The sequence below is a fragment of the Klebsiella sp. Q2 genome (assembly GCF_009900705.1).
Classification (GTDB): domain Bacteria; phylum Pseudomonadota; class Gammaproteobacteria; order Enterobacterales; family Enterobacteriaceae; genus Klebsiella; species Klebsiella quasipneumoniae.
The window spans coordinates 240,964-258,039 of the sequence record NZ_JAAABE010000001.1; the positions used below are offsets into that span (position 1 = coordinate 240,964).

At 51.4% G+C, this 17,076-nt stretch carries 26 protein-coding genes and 1 tRNA gene; 1 reads left to right on the plus strand and 26 read right to left on the minus strand.

Annotated elements, in window-relative coordinates:
• Positions 1-5 precede the first annotated feature (5 nt).
• The 15 genes from GT756_RS26340 to GT756_RS01300 form a co-directional block, all read right to left on the minus strand.
• Positions 6-278: an Ig-like domain-containing protein gene (locus GT756_RS26340; RefSeq protein ID WP_151391665.1), complete on the minus strand. Its 273-nt coding sequence runs from the start codon at positions 276-278 to the stop codon at positions 6-8.
• A gap of 8 nt (positions 279-286) precedes the next feature.
• Positions 287-1,240, minus strand: a complete 954-nt coding sequence (locus GT756_RS01240) for a major capsid protein (protein ID WP_004190653.1) — start codon at positions 1,238-1,240, stop codon at positions 287-289.
• 10 nt (positions 1,241-1,250) lie between these two features.
• On the minus strand, positions 1,251-2,036 hold the full coding sequence (locus GT756_RS01245) for a hypothetical protein (RefSeq protein WP_004217351.1): 786 nt from the start codon (positions 2,034-2,036) through the stop codon (positions 1,251-1,253).
• A gap of 113 nt (positions 2,037-2,149) precedes the next feature.
• Complete coding sequence (locus tag GT756_RS25710; protein WP_004227000.1) at positions 2,150-2,326, minus strand: hypothetical protein; 177 nt, start codon at positions 2,324-2,326, stop codon at positions 2,150-2,152.
• A 240-nt stretch (positions 2,327-2,566) separates the two neighbouring features.
• Positions 2,567-3,679, minus strand: coding sequence for a phage minor head protein (locus GT756_RS01250; RefSeq protein WP_039110586.1), 1,113 nt, complete (start codon positions 3,677-3,679; stop codon positions 2,567-2,569).
• Positions 3,663-5,063 carry a DUF4055 domain-containing protein gene (locus tag GT756_RS01255; RefSeq protein ID WP_008807834.1) on the minus strand — a complete coding sequence of 467 codons (1,401 nt, stop codon included), beginning with the start codon at positions 5,061-5,063 and terminating at the stop codon, positions 3,663-3,665. Before GT756_RS01255 ends, GT756_RS01250 begins: the two co-directional genes overlap by 17 nt.
• Positions 5,063-6,370, minus strand: coding sequence for a terminase family protein (locus GT756_RS01260; protein ID WP_004190663.1), 1,308 nt, complete (start codon positions 6,368-6,370; stop codon positions 5,063-5,065). The genes GT756_RS01255 and GT756_RS01260 overlap by 1 nt, the downstream gene beginning before the upstream one ends.
• Complete coding sequence (locus GT756_RS01265) at positions 6,348-7,352, minus strand: terminase small subunit (protein ID WP_016831936.1); 1,005 nt, start codon at positions 7,350-7,352, stop codon at positions 6,348-6,350. The genes GT756_RS01260 and GT756_RS01265 overlap by 23 nt, the downstream gene beginning before the upstream one ends.
• A 348-nt stretch (positions 7,353-7,700) precedes the next feature.
• A complete protein-coding gene (locus GT756_RS01270) occupies positions 7,701-7,946 on the minus strand; it encodes a DUF2560 family protein (protein ID WP_016831935.1) in 246 nt (81 codons plus the stop codon).
• A gap of 284 nt (positions 7,947-8,230) precedes the next feature.
• Positions 8,231-8,422, minus strand: a complete 192-nt coding sequence (locus GT756_RS01275) for a DNA gyrase subunit B (RefSeq protein ID WP_223275389.1) — start codon at positions 8,420-8,422, stop codon at positions 8,231-8,233.
• Between the two features lie 770 nt (positions 8,423-9,192).
• Entirely contained in the window at positions 9,193-9,393 is a 201-nt protein-coding gene (locus tag GT756_RS01280) for a hypothetical protein (protein WP_160124515.1), read from the minus strand.
• 183 nt (positions 9,394-9,576) lie between these two features.
• Complete coding sequence (locus tag GT756_RS01285; RefSeq protein ID WP_080837542.1) at positions 9,577-9,852, minus strand: hypothetical protein; 276 nt, start codon at positions 9,850-9,852, stop codon at positions 9,577-9,579.
• Entirely contained in the window at positions 9,849-10,193 is a 345-nt protein-coding gene (locus tag GT756_RS01290) for a hypothetical protein (RefSeq protein ID WP_004190674.1), read from the minus strand. The genes GT756_RS01285 and GT756_RS01290 overlap by 4 nt, the downstream gene beginning before the upstream one ends.
• Positions 10,190-10,729: a glycoside hydrolase family 108 protein gene (locus GT756_RS01295; RefSeq protein WP_025713969.1), complete on the minus strand. Its 540-nt coding sequence runs from the start codon at positions 10,727-10,729 to the stop codon at positions 10,190-10,192. The genes GT756_RS01290 and GT756_RS01295 overlap by 4 nt, the downstream gene beginning before the upstream one ends.
• A complete protein-coding gene (locus GT756_RS01300) occupies positions 10,726-11,025 on the minus strand; it encodes a phage holin family protein (RefSeq protein ID WP_123229826.1) in 300 nt (99 codons plus the stop codon). Before GT756_RS01300 ends, GT756_RS01295 begins: the two co-directional genes overlap by 4 nt.
• A 734-nt stretch (positions 11,026-11,759) precedes the next feature.
• Here GT756_RS01300 and GT756_RS26345 point away from each other — a divergent pair.
• Entirely contained in the window at positions 11,760-11,879 is a 120-nt protein-coding gene (locus GT756_RS26345; protein ID WP_142372029.1) for a small membrane protein, read from the plus strand.
• A gap of 37 nt (positions 11,880-11,916) precedes the next feature.
• On the opposite strand, the gene GT756_RS25715 is transcribed toward GT756_RS26345, so the two are convergent.
• From GT756_RS25715 to GT756_RS01350, 11 genes are all read right to left on the minus strand, one after another.
• Positions 11,917-12,066, minus strand: a complete 150-nt coding sequence (locus GT756_RS25715) for a hypothetical protein (RefSeq protein WP_032692691.1) — start codon at positions 12,064-12,066, stop codon at positions 11,917-11,919.
• Between the two features lie 2 nt (positions 12,067-12,068).
• The gene (locus tag GT756_RS01310) at positions 12,069-12,914 is read right to left on the minus strand and encodes a TAXI family TRAP transporter solute-binding subunit (RefSeq protein WP_174562416.1); all 846 of its coding nucleotides are present in this window, start codon (positions 12,912-12,914) and stop codon (positions 12,069-12,071) included.
• A gap of 399 nt (positions 12,915-13,313) precedes the next feature.
• Positions 13,314-13,949: a hypothetical protein gene (locus tag GT756_RS01315; protein ID WP_306053406.1), complete on the minus strand. Its 636-nt coding sequence runs from the start codon at positions 13,947-13,949 to the stop codon at positions 13,314-13,316.
• A 22-nt stretch (positions 13,950-13,971) separates the two neighbouring features.
• A tRNA-Ser gene (locus tag GT756_RS01320) sits at positions 13,972-14,057 on the minus strand.
• 144 nt (positions 14,058-14,201) lie between these two features.
• Entirely contained in the window at positions 14,202-14,984 is a 783-nt protein-coding gene (locus tag GT756_RS01325) for an antitermination protein (protein ID WP_064160176.1), read from the minus strand.
• Positions 14,981-15,349 (minus strand): RusA family crossover junction endodeoxyribonuclease, encoded by a 369-nt coding sequence (locus tag GT756_RS01330; RefSeq protein WP_102012557.1) that lies wholly within the window; start codon positions 15,347-15,349, stop codon positions 14,981-14,983. Before GT756_RS01330 ends, GT756_RS01325 begins: the two co-directional genes overlap by 4 nt.
• Positions 15,346-15,642, minus strand: a complete 297-nt coding sequence (locus tag GT756_RS01335; protein WP_020804598.1) for a DUF1364 domain-containing protein — start codon at positions 15,640-15,642, stop codon at positions 15,346-15,348. The genes GT756_RS01330 and GT756_RS01335 overlap by 4 nt, the downstream gene beginning before the upstream one ends.
• 2 nt (positions 15,643-15,644) lie before the next feature.
• Positions 15,645-15,851 carry a hypothetical protein gene (locus tag GT756_RS26080; RefSeq protein ID WP_102012558.1) on the minus strand — a complete coding sequence of 69 codons (207 nt, stop codon included), beginning with the start codon at positions 15,849-15,851 and terminating at the stop codon, positions 15,645-15,647.
• Positions 15,851-16,447, minus strand: coding sequence for a DUF1367 family protein (locus GT756_RS01340; protein ID WP_102012559.1), 597 nt, complete (start codon positions 16,445-16,447; stop codon positions 15,851-15,853). Before GT756_RS01340 ends, GT756_RS26080 begins: the two co-directional genes overlap by 1 nt.
• A 34-nt stretch (positions 16,448-16,481) precedes the next feature.
• Positions 16,482-16,730 (minus strand): hypothetical protein, encoded by a 249-nt coding sequence (locus GT756_RS01345; RefSeq protein ID WP_071557491.1) that lies wholly within the window; start codon positions 16,728-16,730, stop codon positions 16,482-16,484.
• A 106-nt stretch (positions 16,731-16,836) separates the two neighbouring features.
• Complete coding sequence (locus tag GT756_RS01350) at positions 16,837-17,070, minus strand: DinI family protein (protein WP_004184503.1); 234 nt, start codon at positions 17,068-17,070, stop codon at positions 16,837-16,839.
• Between the last annotated feature and the right edge of the window lie 6 nt (positions 17,071-17,076).

Consider the following 17,076-nt stretch of genomic DNA (forward strand, 5'->3'; position numbering starts at 1 on the left):
GTCGGTTAACCACCCGCAGGAGCAGTGAACGCAATCGCTTCAGTTGTTTTCACCACACCGTCAACGGTAGCCGTCACCGTGAAGGAGCCGGCCGTAGCAGAGGTGAGTTTCACCGTCGAGCCACCAGCAGACCCTGTCTGTGACGTCGAAGCACTTAGCGTGCCGCCTGTAGACGTCCACGCCACAGATGCCCCGGAGACTCCTGCACCATTTCTGGTGTACTTGAGCGAAACGGTCACCGCGTCGGTACTGTCAGCAGTTGCGGAAGTTTTATCCACTGACAGGGTTACTCCCCCGCAGGGGCTTCCAGCTTAATCAGTACGCCTGCAGTGGATTTGTTACTGGTGAAATGTTTCTTCCAGTTCGCGCCGGTGCCGATTTTGGTCAGGTCAGGGTTAGCGCCCTTCGTCTCATCCCAGCTGTAACCCAGCAGTTCAACGTTAACCGTACCCTCTGCGCGATAGCCAATGGCAAGGTTTTCCTGGTCGTTGATATCGTAGGAACGGAAGCCCGGAGCCTGTGATTCCGTTACGGATACCGCGCCGGCCACCAGCCCCAGAATCGCATCAACTGGCATGGTGTCAGTTACCAGCACCGGTTTACCCAACGTGCCTGGCTGTCCGCCATAAACCACCACGCCAGCTTCTTCGTAAATTTTGTTGTCGATAGCCTGATCAACAATGTCGAAATAGGTCGTGGAATGCATAACGAACAGCGCAACACGGTTAAATTTATCGCCGTATTTACGCAGGCCACGGGTCAGCGTTTTCTTACCATCAGTGGCAATATCCGCGGATACCGTCATGTCAGCATTTGCGCCAATGGCTGCAACAAGACCCTGTAGGGCATACTTGATATACCCTTCAAGCGTCGCATCAGCGACGTCGACGCCGATCACCTCGGAGAATTCGCTAACGTCGCGACCCCGACGTTTAAACGCCTCCTCAGTAGTTTCATACGGGCCGTATTTCCACGGCGCCTTAACGCTGACAGATTCACCGGCACCGATTTTTTTACCCGTTACCGGGTCGGTGGAGTTAACGTTGCGCGATTCGATAGAACCACCGACTTTATAGAAGGTGCGCTTGCGAAAATCACCCTCGATCAGTTCGTTGTCGAGAATGATTGCGCCGTTTGAAGCGGCGTTGAAGACTTCCAGATTATCCTGGCGACGCTCAAGAAACGCAGTCTGCGCGAGGTCGTCATAGATAATCAGGTCACTGTTTACGGTCGTAGGCATTGATTAGTCCTTACTTAGGCAATTTGAGATAGGCCTGCTGGCCATGTTTGCGGATGTAGTCCGCTTTGTCGCTTGAGCTCATTTCTGAACGTTTCAGACTACCGCCACCGCCACCGGGTTTATGACCACCAGCCCCGGAGCCTTCGGCGCGAGGGAACAGGTGCGGGGCCGTCTCTTTCAGAGATTCAGCCCACTCAACCGGGGTGAGCGGAGTTTTGCCGTCTTTACCGAACAGAACATCGCCATTTGCATCAACTGCTACGGCCTCGCCTTCGTCGTTGAGCTGGAATGTGCCTTTAGCACGAAGAATCAGATCGTCGGATGCTTCTGGCAGCGCGCCTGCCTTAAGCGCTGCACTGCGGATAGCATCACCCAGGACACGATCACGGAATTTGTTGGAGAACGCTTCCGCCTTTTCAGCGCGTTCATTAGCGGCTTTGATTTGCTTATCAACATCAGCACGTAGCCGCTCAGTGCGTTTATCCAGTACCTCGTCAATTTTCCCGGCGGCGATCAGTTGCGCCTCTTCATCATCAGAAAAGCGCTGGAGAATGGTTTTCACCGCGTCAGGATCGATACCTTCAAAACGCTTAAGCGACTCAGTGGACTCTTTGAGCTTACCGAGCAGCTCGCTATTTTTATTTTTCAGGCCAGAAACCTGAGCGCTGACTTGCTCATCGATCAACTTCTGGATTTCCGGCGTAATCTCAGGCGCTCCGCCGCCGGAACCGCCACCTTCACCACCTTCGCTGCCAGCTGCCGAATAATATTTAATGAGCATGTTACGAATAAGCATGTTGTCCCCTTGGGATAGTAACTGTGGGCCTGGCCCAATAAAAAAGGCCGCCCTTAGGCAGCCTGTTGTAAATTTCAGATAATAAAAAAGCCGCGCTAAGGCGACCTCTTCATTTAGCTATTTTCTAGCATGTATTCTTTTGCATCTTTAATGGCTTTATCCATTCTCTGCAAAGAAGACTTTGGCTCTGCAATGCTTCGCACTGTGCAAATCTCTTTAATGAGCCCTCTTGCGATTACCAGCTCTTCATACAGGCTTGCAATAAGGTCTCTTTGTTTTTGTGAATCCATAACAACCTCGTCTCGTTGCTTGTCGGGTTATTGGTTGTAGGTGGTGACGATTCCGCTTTTCGGGAGCGACCCTAGCCACTGACAATACAATTAGGTGTGGTGGCCGGTGCTGCCACGGCATTCTGATACTTCAGAACGGCGGGGACTCACCGAAGTGAGTCTGGTTTCCGGCGTGCCCGTTTCTCACGGGACGCTTTGGCGCGCAGGTCAGCATCCTGCATTCACCACGAATTTACTCTATCACACTCTGGCATCCTTAAACGCCTGCGCGTCAAGGTTGCGCAATTGGTCAAGCGTCAGCCACTCGCCCCTGTCGTTGTAGAGCTCATCGGGAGACATGCCGCCATCACGAATCAGCCTGGCGCGCGTTTCTCCGACAATCTCAGCTTGTCGCGTGAACGACTGCCGGGAGAACCAGTCCTGGTAAGTCGTATCAGCCGGAACCTGTCCATCCATACTGGCGCGCGAGCTGTCCTTGATTTCGCCGACTTTGATACCCAATTCCTCGGACGATTTCAGTATGTATGTTTCGGTGCTACGACAGCAAAAGTGGATTTTCCCCGGTCCCTGCAAATAAGGCACCTTGTGCCCTATCGGTTTGTTATCCAGCGTGTACTTGAGTCGGTCGCGGATCCGACAATCCTTTGATGTCCGGTTATCCAAAGTAGATAACCACTGCTTACCCTTCAGAATGTCGTCGTTCGCCGACGCAAAGCTTTGTCTTGCTGTTGATGCAAGATGCCCTACTGCCGTTTTCGCTATGCTGGCCGCATTGGCCCGGCTCATCTGAAGCGCACCATCCTGGTAGCCGCGGTTAGCATGTCCGCGAACCTTTTTTGCGATCTGCTCATGCGTATCGCCCAGGAGAAAACCCTGCCGCACCGTATTGGATATGCGCGCCATACGATCAGCTTCGAGGTTGCTGGCCCATTCGCTTAGCAACCGCCCCTGAAATGGACGCGCCATCGCCGCGGCATAAACTGCATCCGGGGAGATGCCAACCAGTGGATGAAGAGCCAGAACATCGTCGGGAATGGCAAACTGGAAGAGGCTCATCTGAAAACTGGCCTCATGCTTCGCCAGCTCCTGCAGCTCGGTAGAGAGGGCTGCATACATGGACTGTATGGCATCCTTGTTTATGGCCCTGACACTGACCAGTAACGCTTCCAGACGCGAAACGGTAAAGCTCTCGGGATCCAGCGTATCGATAGCCACCAGCAGCCTGGCGGTAAGTTCGGCGTCGCTGTCATTCAGAACTTTTATCATCCTGTTGGCAACGCCGGTGCTGTAGCGACTAACCCATATAGCGTGGGCTATGGATTCATCCTGCAGTTTGTCATTCGCCGTTGCCATTATTGCCACCAATCAGGTTAGGCGCGCCGTTACGAATAGCGTCAATGACAGTTTCAGGGTCATCAGCGGGATCTATCAGGTCAAGCCTCTGCAGAGCTCTGACCATATCCGTGTCGCGAATCGCACCGTACTGCCAGGCATTGACGATTGCCGTTACCATGCCGGATTCTGCGACTTTGGCGATAAACTCCTGATTGATGCTGTAACGGTATTCCTCGCCTTTTATGCCGAGATATCTGGCGCACCAGCCTAGCGCCAGCGTATAGGCCTCCGAGACATTGGAAACGCAAATGCCGAGCACCGATGTGGATGCGGTTTGCTCGCCGCTGGATTGCGTGGCGGTTTTAACCGCGCCGTTCTGCTCGATAAGCCGGGCGCCAAGCTGAACAGAATAATCACGCTTACTGTCCATCGCCTCTTTAGCCAGGGTGTTTGGTTGCGCCTGAGCATAGGTAAAACTCCCCTCCTTCGGCAGCAGGAATGGAGAACGAGAACCGACACGAATTCCCTTATCCTGCAGCCAGTCACGCCAGGCGGTATCAAGACCGGAAATCACCGGCTGAACCTGACCGCAGAAAAATACGCTGTCTTCGTAATCTGCCGAATTACGATAATGGCCAAGGTTAATTTCAACGAGGGCGGCTAAAGGCGACTCGTCGATGGTGGGATCATTATTCTGCGCACCAACGAAGGTAAAGGGGATCTCATCCCAGAAATCCTCACCTTTTGGCTTAGGATGATACTCGGAAGTGACGGAAAAAGAGCCTGCGTCAGCTGACTTTCGCCATACCCGGCAGACAAACTTTCCGTTCTCCAGAGCCAGTTCGCGATACTGGATTTCATCCTCGTACGCAAAACCATCTTCCTTTTCCATGCATTCGCGTAAAACCACCAGCACCAGTTGATCACGTCCATTGATGCGTTTGGTGCGCCAGTTAATGATGCTTTCCGCCTGATAACGAAGGATGATCGCCTCGTCGGTCTCAGCTGCATAATCCGTATAAAGCCCCTCGCGCGCGGCCTCCAGAATATTTTCTGTAACCTGCTGGGACTGCTGATAAATGCTGGCACCAGCACCATCGGCGTTGTCACGAAGATAATTCAGTTTATCCGGCGCGGTCATGGTCGGGTCTTTTCTGAATGCCAGCCCCAGTAGACCCACTTTTGTATTGCCCGTTATCGCGTAGAAAACGGCGCGCTGAATGTAATCAGCATTGCGCTTTTTATTGCGTGCAGACTTATCGGACGGATCCAGAAAAGGGAGGTATTCATTCCCGGCGGCCTTTACAGCATCAGCCCCTTTGCACACGTCACGAATTTTTTTCCACACGGGCATCGCCGCCCTGACCTCAGGGCGAACATAAGTAATATCGTTATTGGCCATCAGAATGTCGTGTCCAGTGAAATAGAGAATGCAGGTCGAACGATTGGGAATTGCTTCACAATGAAGTAACCGGCGCCATCGTTGGGGTGATCGTTATCGCTCTTTTTATCCGGCTCGCCGTTTTTATCCCACACCTGTTGTTCCAGGCAGTCGGCATAGACCGGGCAACGGGCCACATTCACCTTGTACCGACGATCACCATTACCATTACAGAACATGGCGTTCATGGAGTTGATGCGGTCCTTTACCGGCGGGTTAGCATCATCAACGATGACGTTAAATCCGGCCTGCCGGAGCTGCTCAATATCTGTTTTGCTGGCGTTGTTTGACTTCCTGGAATCACCAGAGGCATCCGGATAAATATAAATCTCGCGGACCTTGCGGTAGTCTCCGTCGGCATACAGCCAGAAACGCTCCTTGATGATGCGTATCATGTCGGGCGTATCGTAAGCGTTGATAATCTCGGTTACCGCGTGCGGTAAGCCGAGCCGCAATACATGGACGATCCCTGCCATCTTCCCGACGTTGAAATCCATCCCGATATACAGCGCTTCACCTGGCTGCTCTTCCTCACTGGAATTATTCAGCACCCTGTCGAACTGATGATAAATGGTGCCGCTGGTCAGGTTAGTAAACTGGCCATTCAGATATGCCTTGATCAATTCCGGCGGGTAACTCGCCAGGAGCGAAGGAATATAGTCATCCGGCAGGTTCTTTTCGTTGTCGAATGTCGAAGCCTGTACCAGACCATACATCGACCTCAGTTCAGGCTTTTCCCTCACAGCCTTAACAAACTGGTTATAGACGAACTTAAATCCTTCAGGTGTGGTGGTCACGTCAATGCCATTACGCAGACCATCAACCTTATAACGCATACGCGCGATTATTTTTCGCCACGCCTGACGCGCCTTATCCGCTTTCAGAACGTCGAGTTCATCCACCAGCGCATTGCCGATTTTAAAGCCTACTATCGTGTCGGGCTTTTCCATCGACCGACAAATTGTCGTGCCGCGGTACTGGCGCCCACTGTAGAAATGGACCTCTTTGTTGCTTTCAACGATTTTGACTTTCAGTCCCCAGTCGTGAGCAACTTCTTCCACCGTGGGGTAGAAGATATCGCGGATCTGAGGATAGGTCGGGGCAAAGTAGCCCTGGTTTATTTTGGGGAACTCCCAAAACCCTTTGCATATTCCACCGCAGCCAACCCATGTCTTTCCGGATCCAAAACCAGCTACATAGGCTTTGAACTTCTGCTGCATAGCCAGAAAACGAGCCTGGGGAACGTTAAGCGTCGGAGCTATCGCCATCCTCTTCCCTCACTCGCGCATCGACTACGTTGATATTGATCGCAACTGGCGTTGGTTCGTCATCTTCCGGGTCAGCGGCCAGCTCTTTACGGAGCTTGTCGATCTCCAGCTGCCGGCGCTCGATTTCAATCTGCTGTAGACGCTGGGTGAACTCACTGTCAGCCAGGCCGAGACGTTTCATCACCGCCTCGTACATTCGCTCGCGGCTGATAGCGGTTATCTCCACGCCATTCTTCCCGAGCTTAACGCCGGAATAGGCAAGCGCAGCATCAGGCGCCAGCTTGCGCGTATCGGCGAAGAATGGCTGGCCGACGCCATCACCATTGCAGCGAGGACATTCCGGGTTAGGTGCGCTGGTGTGGTTGTAACCGTAGCCGCCATCATCCAAAGGCTCTCGACGTTTACGCTCAAGCGCTTCAAGCCGCTTCTCTTCGTACTCCACCGCATCGCGCCATTGATACTGGTGACCGAAGCCCCAGCAGTAGCGGCAGCTCCCGCGGCGATACTGAGAAAGTTGGTTGGCGTCGAATGTTGCCAGCCGCCACATCTGCTCAAGCACTTCATCAGCGCTGCCAAGCGTGCGCACAATGGATGCTTTCTGCTGCTGCGCAATGGCCTGCGCAACTGAAGTTTTCTGAAGCAGCTGATAGCCAATTTGTTCAGCAGTCTTCTTGCTGTACCCGGCACGGATAGCGGCCTGCGTGGCGTTGTGGTCCTTCAGGTATTCTGCGACAAATAAACGTTGCTGATCGGTGAGGCCATCATCATCCACCAGCTCTTCTGCGCACTTTTCCTTTTGCGCAGTGCGCAGTTTCTTCTGCGCAGGTTTTTGCGCAGTTTGCGCAGTGGGTTTCTTGATGTATCGGCGGGCAGTAGCGTAATTCAGTCCCTGCGCTTCACACCAATCCTTCGGTGATACGCCGGTTGCGGCATGATCGGACAGGAACCGTTGCTGAAGCTCGCCCCAGTCCGGTTTTGCCATGGATTATTCCTATTTAACGTGAAGGAGAAAAAGGAATTACTGATTCTCCATAAAATATTCACTTTTATGTTTTGGAATTAAGGCTCTTTAGTTCAGGAGTTATTATGAAAAGAATTATGCTTGTTGTTTTTGTTATCTGTGGTGCGCTGTCTCTTTCAGGATGCATTTTGCCTCCGGGAGGCCCGGGCGGCGGACATGGTGGTGGTCCTGGCGGCGGGTTCTCACATGGTCCGGGTTTGCGTTAATAACAGAAGGCCCTTTTCAGGGCCTATTCGTATCAGTTGGTATCAGTCGATACCTCCTTTCCTGAACGAAAACAATACTTCCATAGGCACCAACTGTAATGCCTTAGCTGGCCTGCTCAGCTGCGGTATCAAACAGCGCCAGCGCTTCGGTCGCTTCCTGAATCGCTTTACGGGTCTTCGAGACAATCTCACTTTCAGTGAAGACGCGATCGAAAGAGTCAGCGAATAGCTCAGCTTTCAGATTGCTATCACCAACCCAGTCAATGGCCAGCTTGGCCGCTGCGGTGTCGTAGTTAACTTTCTTGATGATATCCAGGCGGATTTGCTCGGATGTGGTGATCTCTGACATGTCTTACCTCTGTGCGATGTGGGAAATATTATAGAAACCACTCGGCAGAATAGCTTCTGTAATGCTTTCCCACTATCCGAGGGAGTCACTCTTATGCCCTTGAATTGCTGTCAACCGTCATTGCGGTGCTTGTCGCAGCAGCCTGAGCGGTCCGTAATTATGCTTGCACATCCGCGCTTACGACATGCGGGGGAATTAACGGTGGCATTGGTTACTACTTAGCATTCGAGGCGCAATAAAAAGCCCCGCACAAACGGGGCTGTAGATTCAGATAAATGGTTTGGCTACTGGTAGCTATCTGCAAAATGCCCTTCGATCTGAGATCTGACATCAACAGCTTCGTCTAACTTTAAGGAATCATGGCCCTTAATATGGAAATGAGGCTCATATGCATAAATCGTAATAAACGCATATGATCCTTCATCTCCTGAAAAAATCTCATATTTGACGCGAGAAAGACCGGTACCAACTAACATGTATGTATCCAGAAGCTTATGGGTATTCATCATCCATTCCTTTTCCTTTAAAAATCCTTATCAGCATACATGAATTCGATGGATGACGGCAGCTATGGATCCTTACAGACGTCGAAATAACCTCAATATCAGAGAGTCAATACCCATGCAGCCCCCCAAGAATGCCAAAAAATAAAGCGGCAATCAGCCACGCAAGCGCAGCCTTCTTCATTAACACTCCGTAAAATGCTATGGACATTGCCAGACACAGTGTTATAAAAACTGGCCACATAGTTAATAACAAAAACAAATAACCAAATAATCCACTATTAATAGTTATATTCACTACTGACTTAACCCTGACGTTCAAAATATGAACTGCATCTCATGACAGCATGCAATCTGCTTTTCCTGGTGAACTATAGCATTATCTATGGCACTCAGTGAATGCTCGATTCCTCAGTTGCTGAACTCCGCTAATTGATACACGCCCGCTACGCTTGTTATATCCGAAATGTTACCTAAACTAACTTATGACTTTGCTCTGCCATGACAAAGTCTGCCGTTCTACCCGTGAGCTCAGGGATGAGCCACTCTCAAGCCTTCTAGGCTCTCAGTTTTATTCTCAACCAGTAGATAATAAACCAACTATGTGGCTACAATCCGCCATTGGCTGGCTGTTCAGCACCCCGTAGTTTTGGGATTTCCTCCACGGGGTTTTTTATCAGGCTTTAACCCGATCTTTCGGTTTAGCATTATCGAAGCCCCTAGCTCAGGAGCTTCTGTAATGCCTACTGCTGGACCCTGTGTTCGTAACGGGAAATGGTCTTGCCGTTTGCGTTCATCACATAGGCAACATCTCCCTGCTTCAGGAATACGTTCTGGTCCATTCCCGATACGGCAATACTCTGCTGGTTGGGGTTGAAACCAACACTCAGGCCACAATGGATTTCTTCGCCACCATCTGGTGACATCACTTTTACTGTTAACATGCTTCTTCTCCTGCTTCTGGTAATAAAAAGCCCCGCTATTGCGAGGCCTTGGTTAGTCATAATTTCGGACAGTTGGCCTGTACCGATTTGTTGTGCGCCAGAATGTCACGCTTGGTCTGCTTATCCAACACATCGATATCGTGGTCAGTCAGGTAGATGATCCGCACCCAGCTGCAGGCCGTATCAACGACTACCGGGGCGGGTAAAGTGCTCGCGCAGCTCCCGATCAACATCGTCATCAGGCATATGGCTAACAGTCTGCCGTACATCACTGGCCCCTTTCGTGACTTCAGCACGGCGTTCTGCCGCGGCGACAGTAGCAGCGGCGTTTTCTTCGGTACGCTGCTGATCGGCTTTGGCTTCCGCCTTACTGGTACCGCGAGCGTGACCAATGCCAAACGCGCCAGCAATAGCGCCCAGGATGACGACCACCAGTCCCGCGATAATTTCAAAGCTCATTGCTGCTCCTTCAGTTCGTCGGCCTTTTCTTTCAATGCTGGCTGGCGTACGTATTGCGATAGTACGGCCAGCACCACCAGCGCAGGGCTAATCAACGCAACGATGTTTGGCGGCAGGATGTTTTTGATATCCGGCGGCAGCACCGCCCAGGCGTGCAGCGCAGCATCCGGGAACGACTGCGCCCATACACCAACCAGCGCGCCGATAGCTCCCAGCTTTACAGACCACGTTTTCAGCAGCAAGCTGGCATGCCCTACGAACTCCAGCCGGGTATATTTGCGCAGAAGTAACAGAACGAGCACAGCCACCAGCACAAGCAAAGCGAAAATGATCATCTTCACAGGACACGCTCCTTAACCCAGCCGTAGAGAAAATCCTCGTTGGCTTCGCGGCCCTCCGCCAGTTCGAGGTATCTGGCACCCTGGCTGCAGTTCAGCGCACGCAACAGAACCTGTTCACCCTCTTTCCCGCGGGCGGAAAGGTATCCCTTAAGCGCGGTGATGGTTCGGGGACCAATGGCGCCATCCGGAATCAGATCGGGATACAGCTTTCCGCGCATATTCAGGGCAGTGAGCCAGCGCTGAAAGAACTTACTGGCTACAGATGGCCCCATGTTCACGCCAGTGTCGCAAAGCTCATCTGCCAGTAACGTAGATAGAGCTGCCACCTGGTCAAACCGGGGGCCGGTCCAGTAATCGCTCAGCAGGATTTGCTTTGCTGTTTCCCTGGGCAGGTTCCGCATATCACCGGTGTAGCCATGTGCACGGGCGGTGGTCTGCGTGATGCCCCAGCGGGTCGGCCCGCCTTTATCCGACGGATGATCGACATAACCATCCTCCTTGCCGAGGATCCCCTCGATAATCTGGTCTGCTGTCATTGTGCTTTCACTCCGGTGATTCGTTCCCAGAAATACGTGAGCGCTACGGAGCCCATCGCGCCGCTTATCCCCGCAGTTGCCAGAATCATGTAAATGCTCAGTCCGCTTTCAATGCTCACCAGGCCAGCAATAACGCCGGTAAACCCTGAAACCACCATTTGGGCAAGAGCATTGAACAAGCTCCATGTTGCCTTGCTCTGCTTCACATCTATCAGGTAGCGGACAAGTCCACCCCAGCAAGCAATGATCAGCAGAACCAGCCAGGACATCCCGGCAATGCTCTCTTTGTCTTGCATACGTTTAGCCATAGTTACCGCCTCCGATGGAAGATCGGGAAGCTGTGTGTTTGAAAAGGGTCAGGCCCGTCAGGCTGGATTTAACAACGAAGCGTGTCGATGATGATTCCTGCGGGACCTGATAATAAAAAAGCCATGCAAATGCATGGCCTTGTGATTTGAATCCGTTATTTACAAAATGTATTCGAGACAGTATCTTTCGACTTCCGGACAAAAAAACATATACCGGGACAAAATCTAAATGTAACTGCCTTGCCTGCATGAAACCATGCGGGCTTTTTTTTGCCCAAAGAAAAAGCCCACCGAGTGGGCCTTCCGGCTATCATCATTTTTATATTGGCTGTGGTGCCGGGTGCCTCCCGGTGAGTCTTTGGTTAAACACCTTAACTCGCATTAACCATGCTAATCAGAAAAGGGTGGAAGCTTATCTCCGGTAGCTGAGGTTACGCCCCTCCGCATAGGGGGGATTCACCACGCGCATACATTAGCTATGCAACATTCACTTAGTCAACATGCTGCGATACCAGTGCGCTAACTTCTTCCTTAAGATTCAATAATCAGTCGGATTATGCATAATCAATGCATGAAATATAATTTCAATAACAACAATAAAAAATCATCTAAAATTATAAATTTACCAAAACTATTGATTAGGATTTTTCTTACCCTCACCATAGAATACTCCCCCCAAAAAAACAAAAATGTCCACATACATTTCAAGGGATTACACCTGCATGGCAAATTTACTCATTTTAGCACTGGCGGTAGTTCTTTTTTTAGTCGCTGTTCTTTCTTTCGTTTCTTACACCAAGGACAGGAAAAAGCTTAAAAATACTTTTAAGAAGCGGTATTGATCATGCGCTGATCTTTATCTTAAAGAGGCTGAGCCCGTCAGCCTCTTTTTATTCTGATTGGCCAGCACACCGCCAGCGCCCCGACGATAACCACCAGCAGAACCAGATCCATCAGCATGCCAGCCACCCGCCAGGCTACGAACAGTAGAACGACAAACAGCGCCCAGAAACACAGCCTGCGCAGCATGATTACTTACCGTTGGTGCCGAGTACCCGGCTCAGGTTTTTCAGCAGGACAGTCGAGGCCGTTTCCAGCATGTCATCACCGGCATCGGTATTGGCGACCACCAGCGTCTTAGTGCAGGGAACCTTCACCTTCGAATCACTCAGCCAGCTGGATTCGGTAACCGCCTTTTTCATCTCGTACACCGGCTTCCCGTTCGGCAATTTATCGTCAACGTGCCAGCCGTTCATATCGATCATCGTCAGGCCGCTGCCTTCCTGATTAACCGCCTCCAGAAACTTATTCGACCGGTCCGGCGCAGATACCCAAAGGAAGGCGTCATACTCGCCAGTGGTGACTTTCGCCAGCGAGCGCACACCGCCTTTGGCATAGGTCTCTACTTTGGCGTAATCCTTTTCCAGCCCCTGCAGATATTGCCAGGATGCATACGATCCGCTGGAGGGCTCACCGACCGCGATTTTCACACCTGCCTTTAAATCACCTTCATCGCTGACCTTGCCGCCCTTCTTCACCGCGACAAAAACGCATTCATCAGCCAGCTCGCCGATGATGTCCACCTTCTGCGCTTCGTTGCTGTGGCGGCTGCGCCAGAACTGGAAAGCATCAGCCTGAGTGAAACCGATCTGGGCGGTACCGCTGGCGACCTTGTCGAGATTGTCCAGAGAGCCTTTACTGGGGATCACCGTCGAGCTGTAACCATACTCGCTGAGTGCGCTGGCGAGATTAACGCCGTACACCGCGTTATAGGTCAGGCCCTGTTGACCCGTAGTGATAACGACATCCGCAGCCGAAGCGGCGTTACTCAGGCACAGCGAAGCGACCGCAATAGCGGCCATGATGACTTTTTTCATGTGACTATCCTTTTGAGGTGAGCCTTCGCCCGGAGTGGTCGCCCTGCAGAACAGTCACACGACCATTCCAAAGGCTCACCCCGAAAAGCTCTGCAGGTTTTATGCGCCGGGCGTGGCGCGGATAAAAAAAGGCCACGCAAGTTCGCAGCCTGTGAATGGTTGCAGCCCTATAGCAGCATATCTCTACATTTGGTATGGTCAGATCGCCAGAAGTAACCACATCAAACATGGAGAATTACATGAGTGAGTCTAATAAACCAATCAGTGAAAATAAGCCTCAGCCAACAACCCAAAATAAGTCGGATACCAAAGCGCCTCCACCTCCACCAAGGGATTTTTCGATGGGACGGACAATAACTGGTGATTCTGCCCCGACAATTGGTGATTCTCTCCAGAATCTCACAAGAAAAAATACACCAGTGCCGAAACGGTAATGGATAAAGCCGGAGTAAGGATTGATGCCAGCCTTACTCTGGTTAGTCTGGTTCTGAGTTGTATATTTGCTTCCTGAAGTTCGCTTGCCGTCTGACAAAGATTTTTCAATCTATAGCGTCTCATCACCGATAAAGCACTATCTCCACCGATATAACCATTGGCTCGCAGAGTCTCATAGTCACTCCCGGTTATGGTCTTGTACACCCTGGTATAGAGTACGTCAGGAGAGGTTGAAATTAATGCCCGCGTCTGAACGGATAACACCCTTAAAACCAAATAAACGGCGCATAACGTCCAGTACAGAGTAAAAATAGCCACGCCAGCATTTAAAAAATCAGGATGATCTTTTTGCGTCAGAAGGAGAAACGAGGAGCCAATGCCAACAATGAGGATGCTAAGCAGTTTATAGCCATTTTCTTTGTTCAGGGAATTCGACTGCGTGATCTCACGAATACAATCCTCTCCCTGCTTTTCCAGAAAATCCACGAGCTCATCATCAGCATCCAGAAAATAGTCATCGGGCAAATCTGACATTTCGACCTCACTCGCATCCTGAGATTTTTTTTTGATTTTACCTGAAGGCCCGCTAATGAGATACATCAGGCCCCTAGATGGAGGGATATGGCGGAAGATGGAGGAGTCGAACCCCTACCGTTACCAGCACCACCGGGTTCAAACCGGTTCGCCCACCACTGAGCGGCATCTTCCAGAAACGAAAAAACCCCGCCGAAGCAGGGTTTTGATGATTGGTTTCGTTCAGGCGCTATATGCCACGATTGAAAGCATACAGGACAACTTTATGCAAAGTCAACACTAACGTTCAAAAAATTGCAGCCATCTGTTTCGATCACATTAATAACTGGTAGCCTTCTCAAATTCTGCTGCGGCTTGTCTCTCTCCTTTGTGAAGCATATCCACCAGCCCCTCATAGAACGGTTTCCAGTTGCGTGACCACGAAGACTGATGGAGATCCGGGAGACGCTTCAGAATGGCGCGGTGTACCGTCGCAGAGGGTACAACAGAGAAGCCATTACCAGAGCAGCGTTCACATGTTTTGAAAACCGGTGCGCCAAGTTCTTTGGTCGCTTTGCGATCTAACACCTCCCCTTTACCACCACACCTGCATCGCGCATGGATCACTTTCTTTCCTCCGCACACTCCACAGACCCTTTTCACCAGTTCATTTCTAATCTTTGGGGCCTTCACTTCGACACCGTCAGCATCGAAAATACCGGGGTGCTTAATTACATCTTCATGGCGGGAAATAAAGCCGGTACCGCTGCAGCTTTGACACGTTGCTCTGGTGGCCGCCGAACGTGAGTATTCCGCAAAGGCAAATTGCGCCAGCGTCAACATGCAGGCGCCGAGCTTGTCACCAGCGGCTTTGCGGACATTTTTAGGAGCGTTTTTGATGGCAAACTGCGCCAGCGCCTGAATTGCAAGCTGTTCGTCCGTTTTGCTGATACCAGCCTTTCCGAGGAAAGCGGCAAGGCCGAAGCGCGCACGACTGCTGGTGGTACCGATGGCCGCCATAACATCTGTTCCGGTCAGTCGATTCGGCGATGTGCTTTTCACGTCGTCGCTGATATGCATCCCCTGCGGGCTGAAATGCTTTAACGATGCTTCCAGTTTCATGCGGCCACTTCTCCGATATCAGAAATTAAAATTTGTCCGGATTCACCCCAGACTTTTGTTACACGAAAGTCCCAGATATGTGCGTCATCAGTAAACAGAGCATCCATCAGCGCTTTGATCATGTTATCGGCGTCTGGTTTCTGCTGGTGTGACTGTCCGTTCATCGTTACTCGCTTCTTCTGGCTCCAGCTCTTTGGCATGGGAACCACGAAGGTTATGTGTCCGCCCTGCTCCGGCATAGCAACGTTCTTCAGACGGACCTCATCGCAGAATGCCCGGTAGCGCATTACCGCCGGACGCTGCTTCCACTTATCAGCTCTGGTCATCCTGGGTTTGCCGATGGGCGTGATACCGTAGATTTTCATGATTTAATGAGTCCCTCTTTCCGCCAGATTTCCAGGGTGCGCATTACCCCCTCCGCGTGCATCAGGCGCAATTCGTCGTAGGTGAAATCGGTGGTTTTAGTTCTGCCGTCGATTACGTCATGGCACCCGTTGCAGGCGATCGCCGCCTGAGTATCGTCAGGCTTGCATCCTGTGCCGCACGTACCCGCTAGGCGGTAATGCGCCAGCACGCTGGTTTCCGGGTTGCCGTTGCAGTGCCCGGGGATCCGCACGGTACATTCGCGGCCACGCGCCTCTTTGCGTAGGTTCGCCATACTCACCCCCACATCCTGTTGCGCCAGCGAGAGTCTGGCCGCGGCGGATTTTTGTCCTCCACCAGCTGCGCGCTGACGGTCCATGTCATAAAGTCAGGGTTTAAGCTTCGTTCGACCTTTACGCCCCGCTGACGATATCTCGCTACCAATTCTTCGGCCTGCTGCGTTGTGCATTCGGGATGGTGAAACCATGAGCGTTTCATCGGCATCACCCCGCGAAGCTTAAAAGCTGGTTTGCGGCGTTCTCGGCTTCCTGCAGGCTGTTGAATGAACGAGAGAGGATCCACCGCCAGAGAACATCCAGCGATGCTTTGTACAGTTCCTGGAACTCGCATTCGTCCATGCTTGCGAAAGAAATGCTGCGAGGGTGTTTTTTCAGCGTGCCGTCCGGCAGCTGTATGGCGTCATAGTGGCCGGCTTCAACGATGACCCACGCCCGGTAAGCATCGAAGGATTTGCAAATACTGATATAGCCGGATCGCTTCTCAGCTATCCGGTCGAGATATTGCCCGGCGGCATCAAGCAACGCCGATTCACTCCCACCATATGCAGCAAGGTATTTGGCGTAACCTGTGATAAGCCTGCGCTCGTTAGACGAAATCGCCCCGCCGGTAGGTTCCCAATATTCAAAGCCGAGATTGAGTAAAGCAAAGTAACGGCGGTGAAACGCCGGATTGCGGACAAGCTTATAATCGGCTTCCAGAACGGATCCGAGCTTGCATTTTGATTGCAGAAAATCACTGGTCTCCGTCGTCGCGGGGATCAGGATACCTTGAGATTGTTTTATTAAGTGCAATTGCGCCATGGCTTCTCTCCGTGGCGCAGTAGGTAACGGTTGTTCAGGCCGTTGATTTCATATTATCAGAAGGTGGGAGAACTCGGTAGCCAAGTCGTTCCGCAAATTTCATAAATCCGTTTAGAGTAAAAATTTCTTCTTCAGGCAATAAAGGTCGCATTGAAATTATGCCATTAACCCTGTAAATCAGATGCCTTCCTTCGGCCGGGAAGCTACAAATAATGGCGCCATCTGATCTCCTGACAACATCGTACCAGGAATGATTAGTAGGAACCTCAATACCATCACTCACACTACCCCCTGAGCGACATACAGACGCAAAAAAAAAGTCCGGTGACAGCATCAAAGGGACCCGCTTATTGCGATGCTTTGGGAAATGCCAGCCACCAAAAGGTGAATCAGTAAAACCAGTCGTCCGCGCTTTCCCACGTCTCTTGCAGAATTTGCTCAACGCGTTTTTTATCGCCATCAGCGCCGCCCAAAACGCTAAGACCATCGTTGCTTGTGCGTCGAATGGTTAATTTGCAGTCATCATAAGACTGGGACAAGCGGCGCAGCAATTCTTGCTCAAGCGCAGGTATGGCGCCATCAGGGAGTTTTTTATGTTTATCAATTGTGACTTCAACTTTCATGGTTAG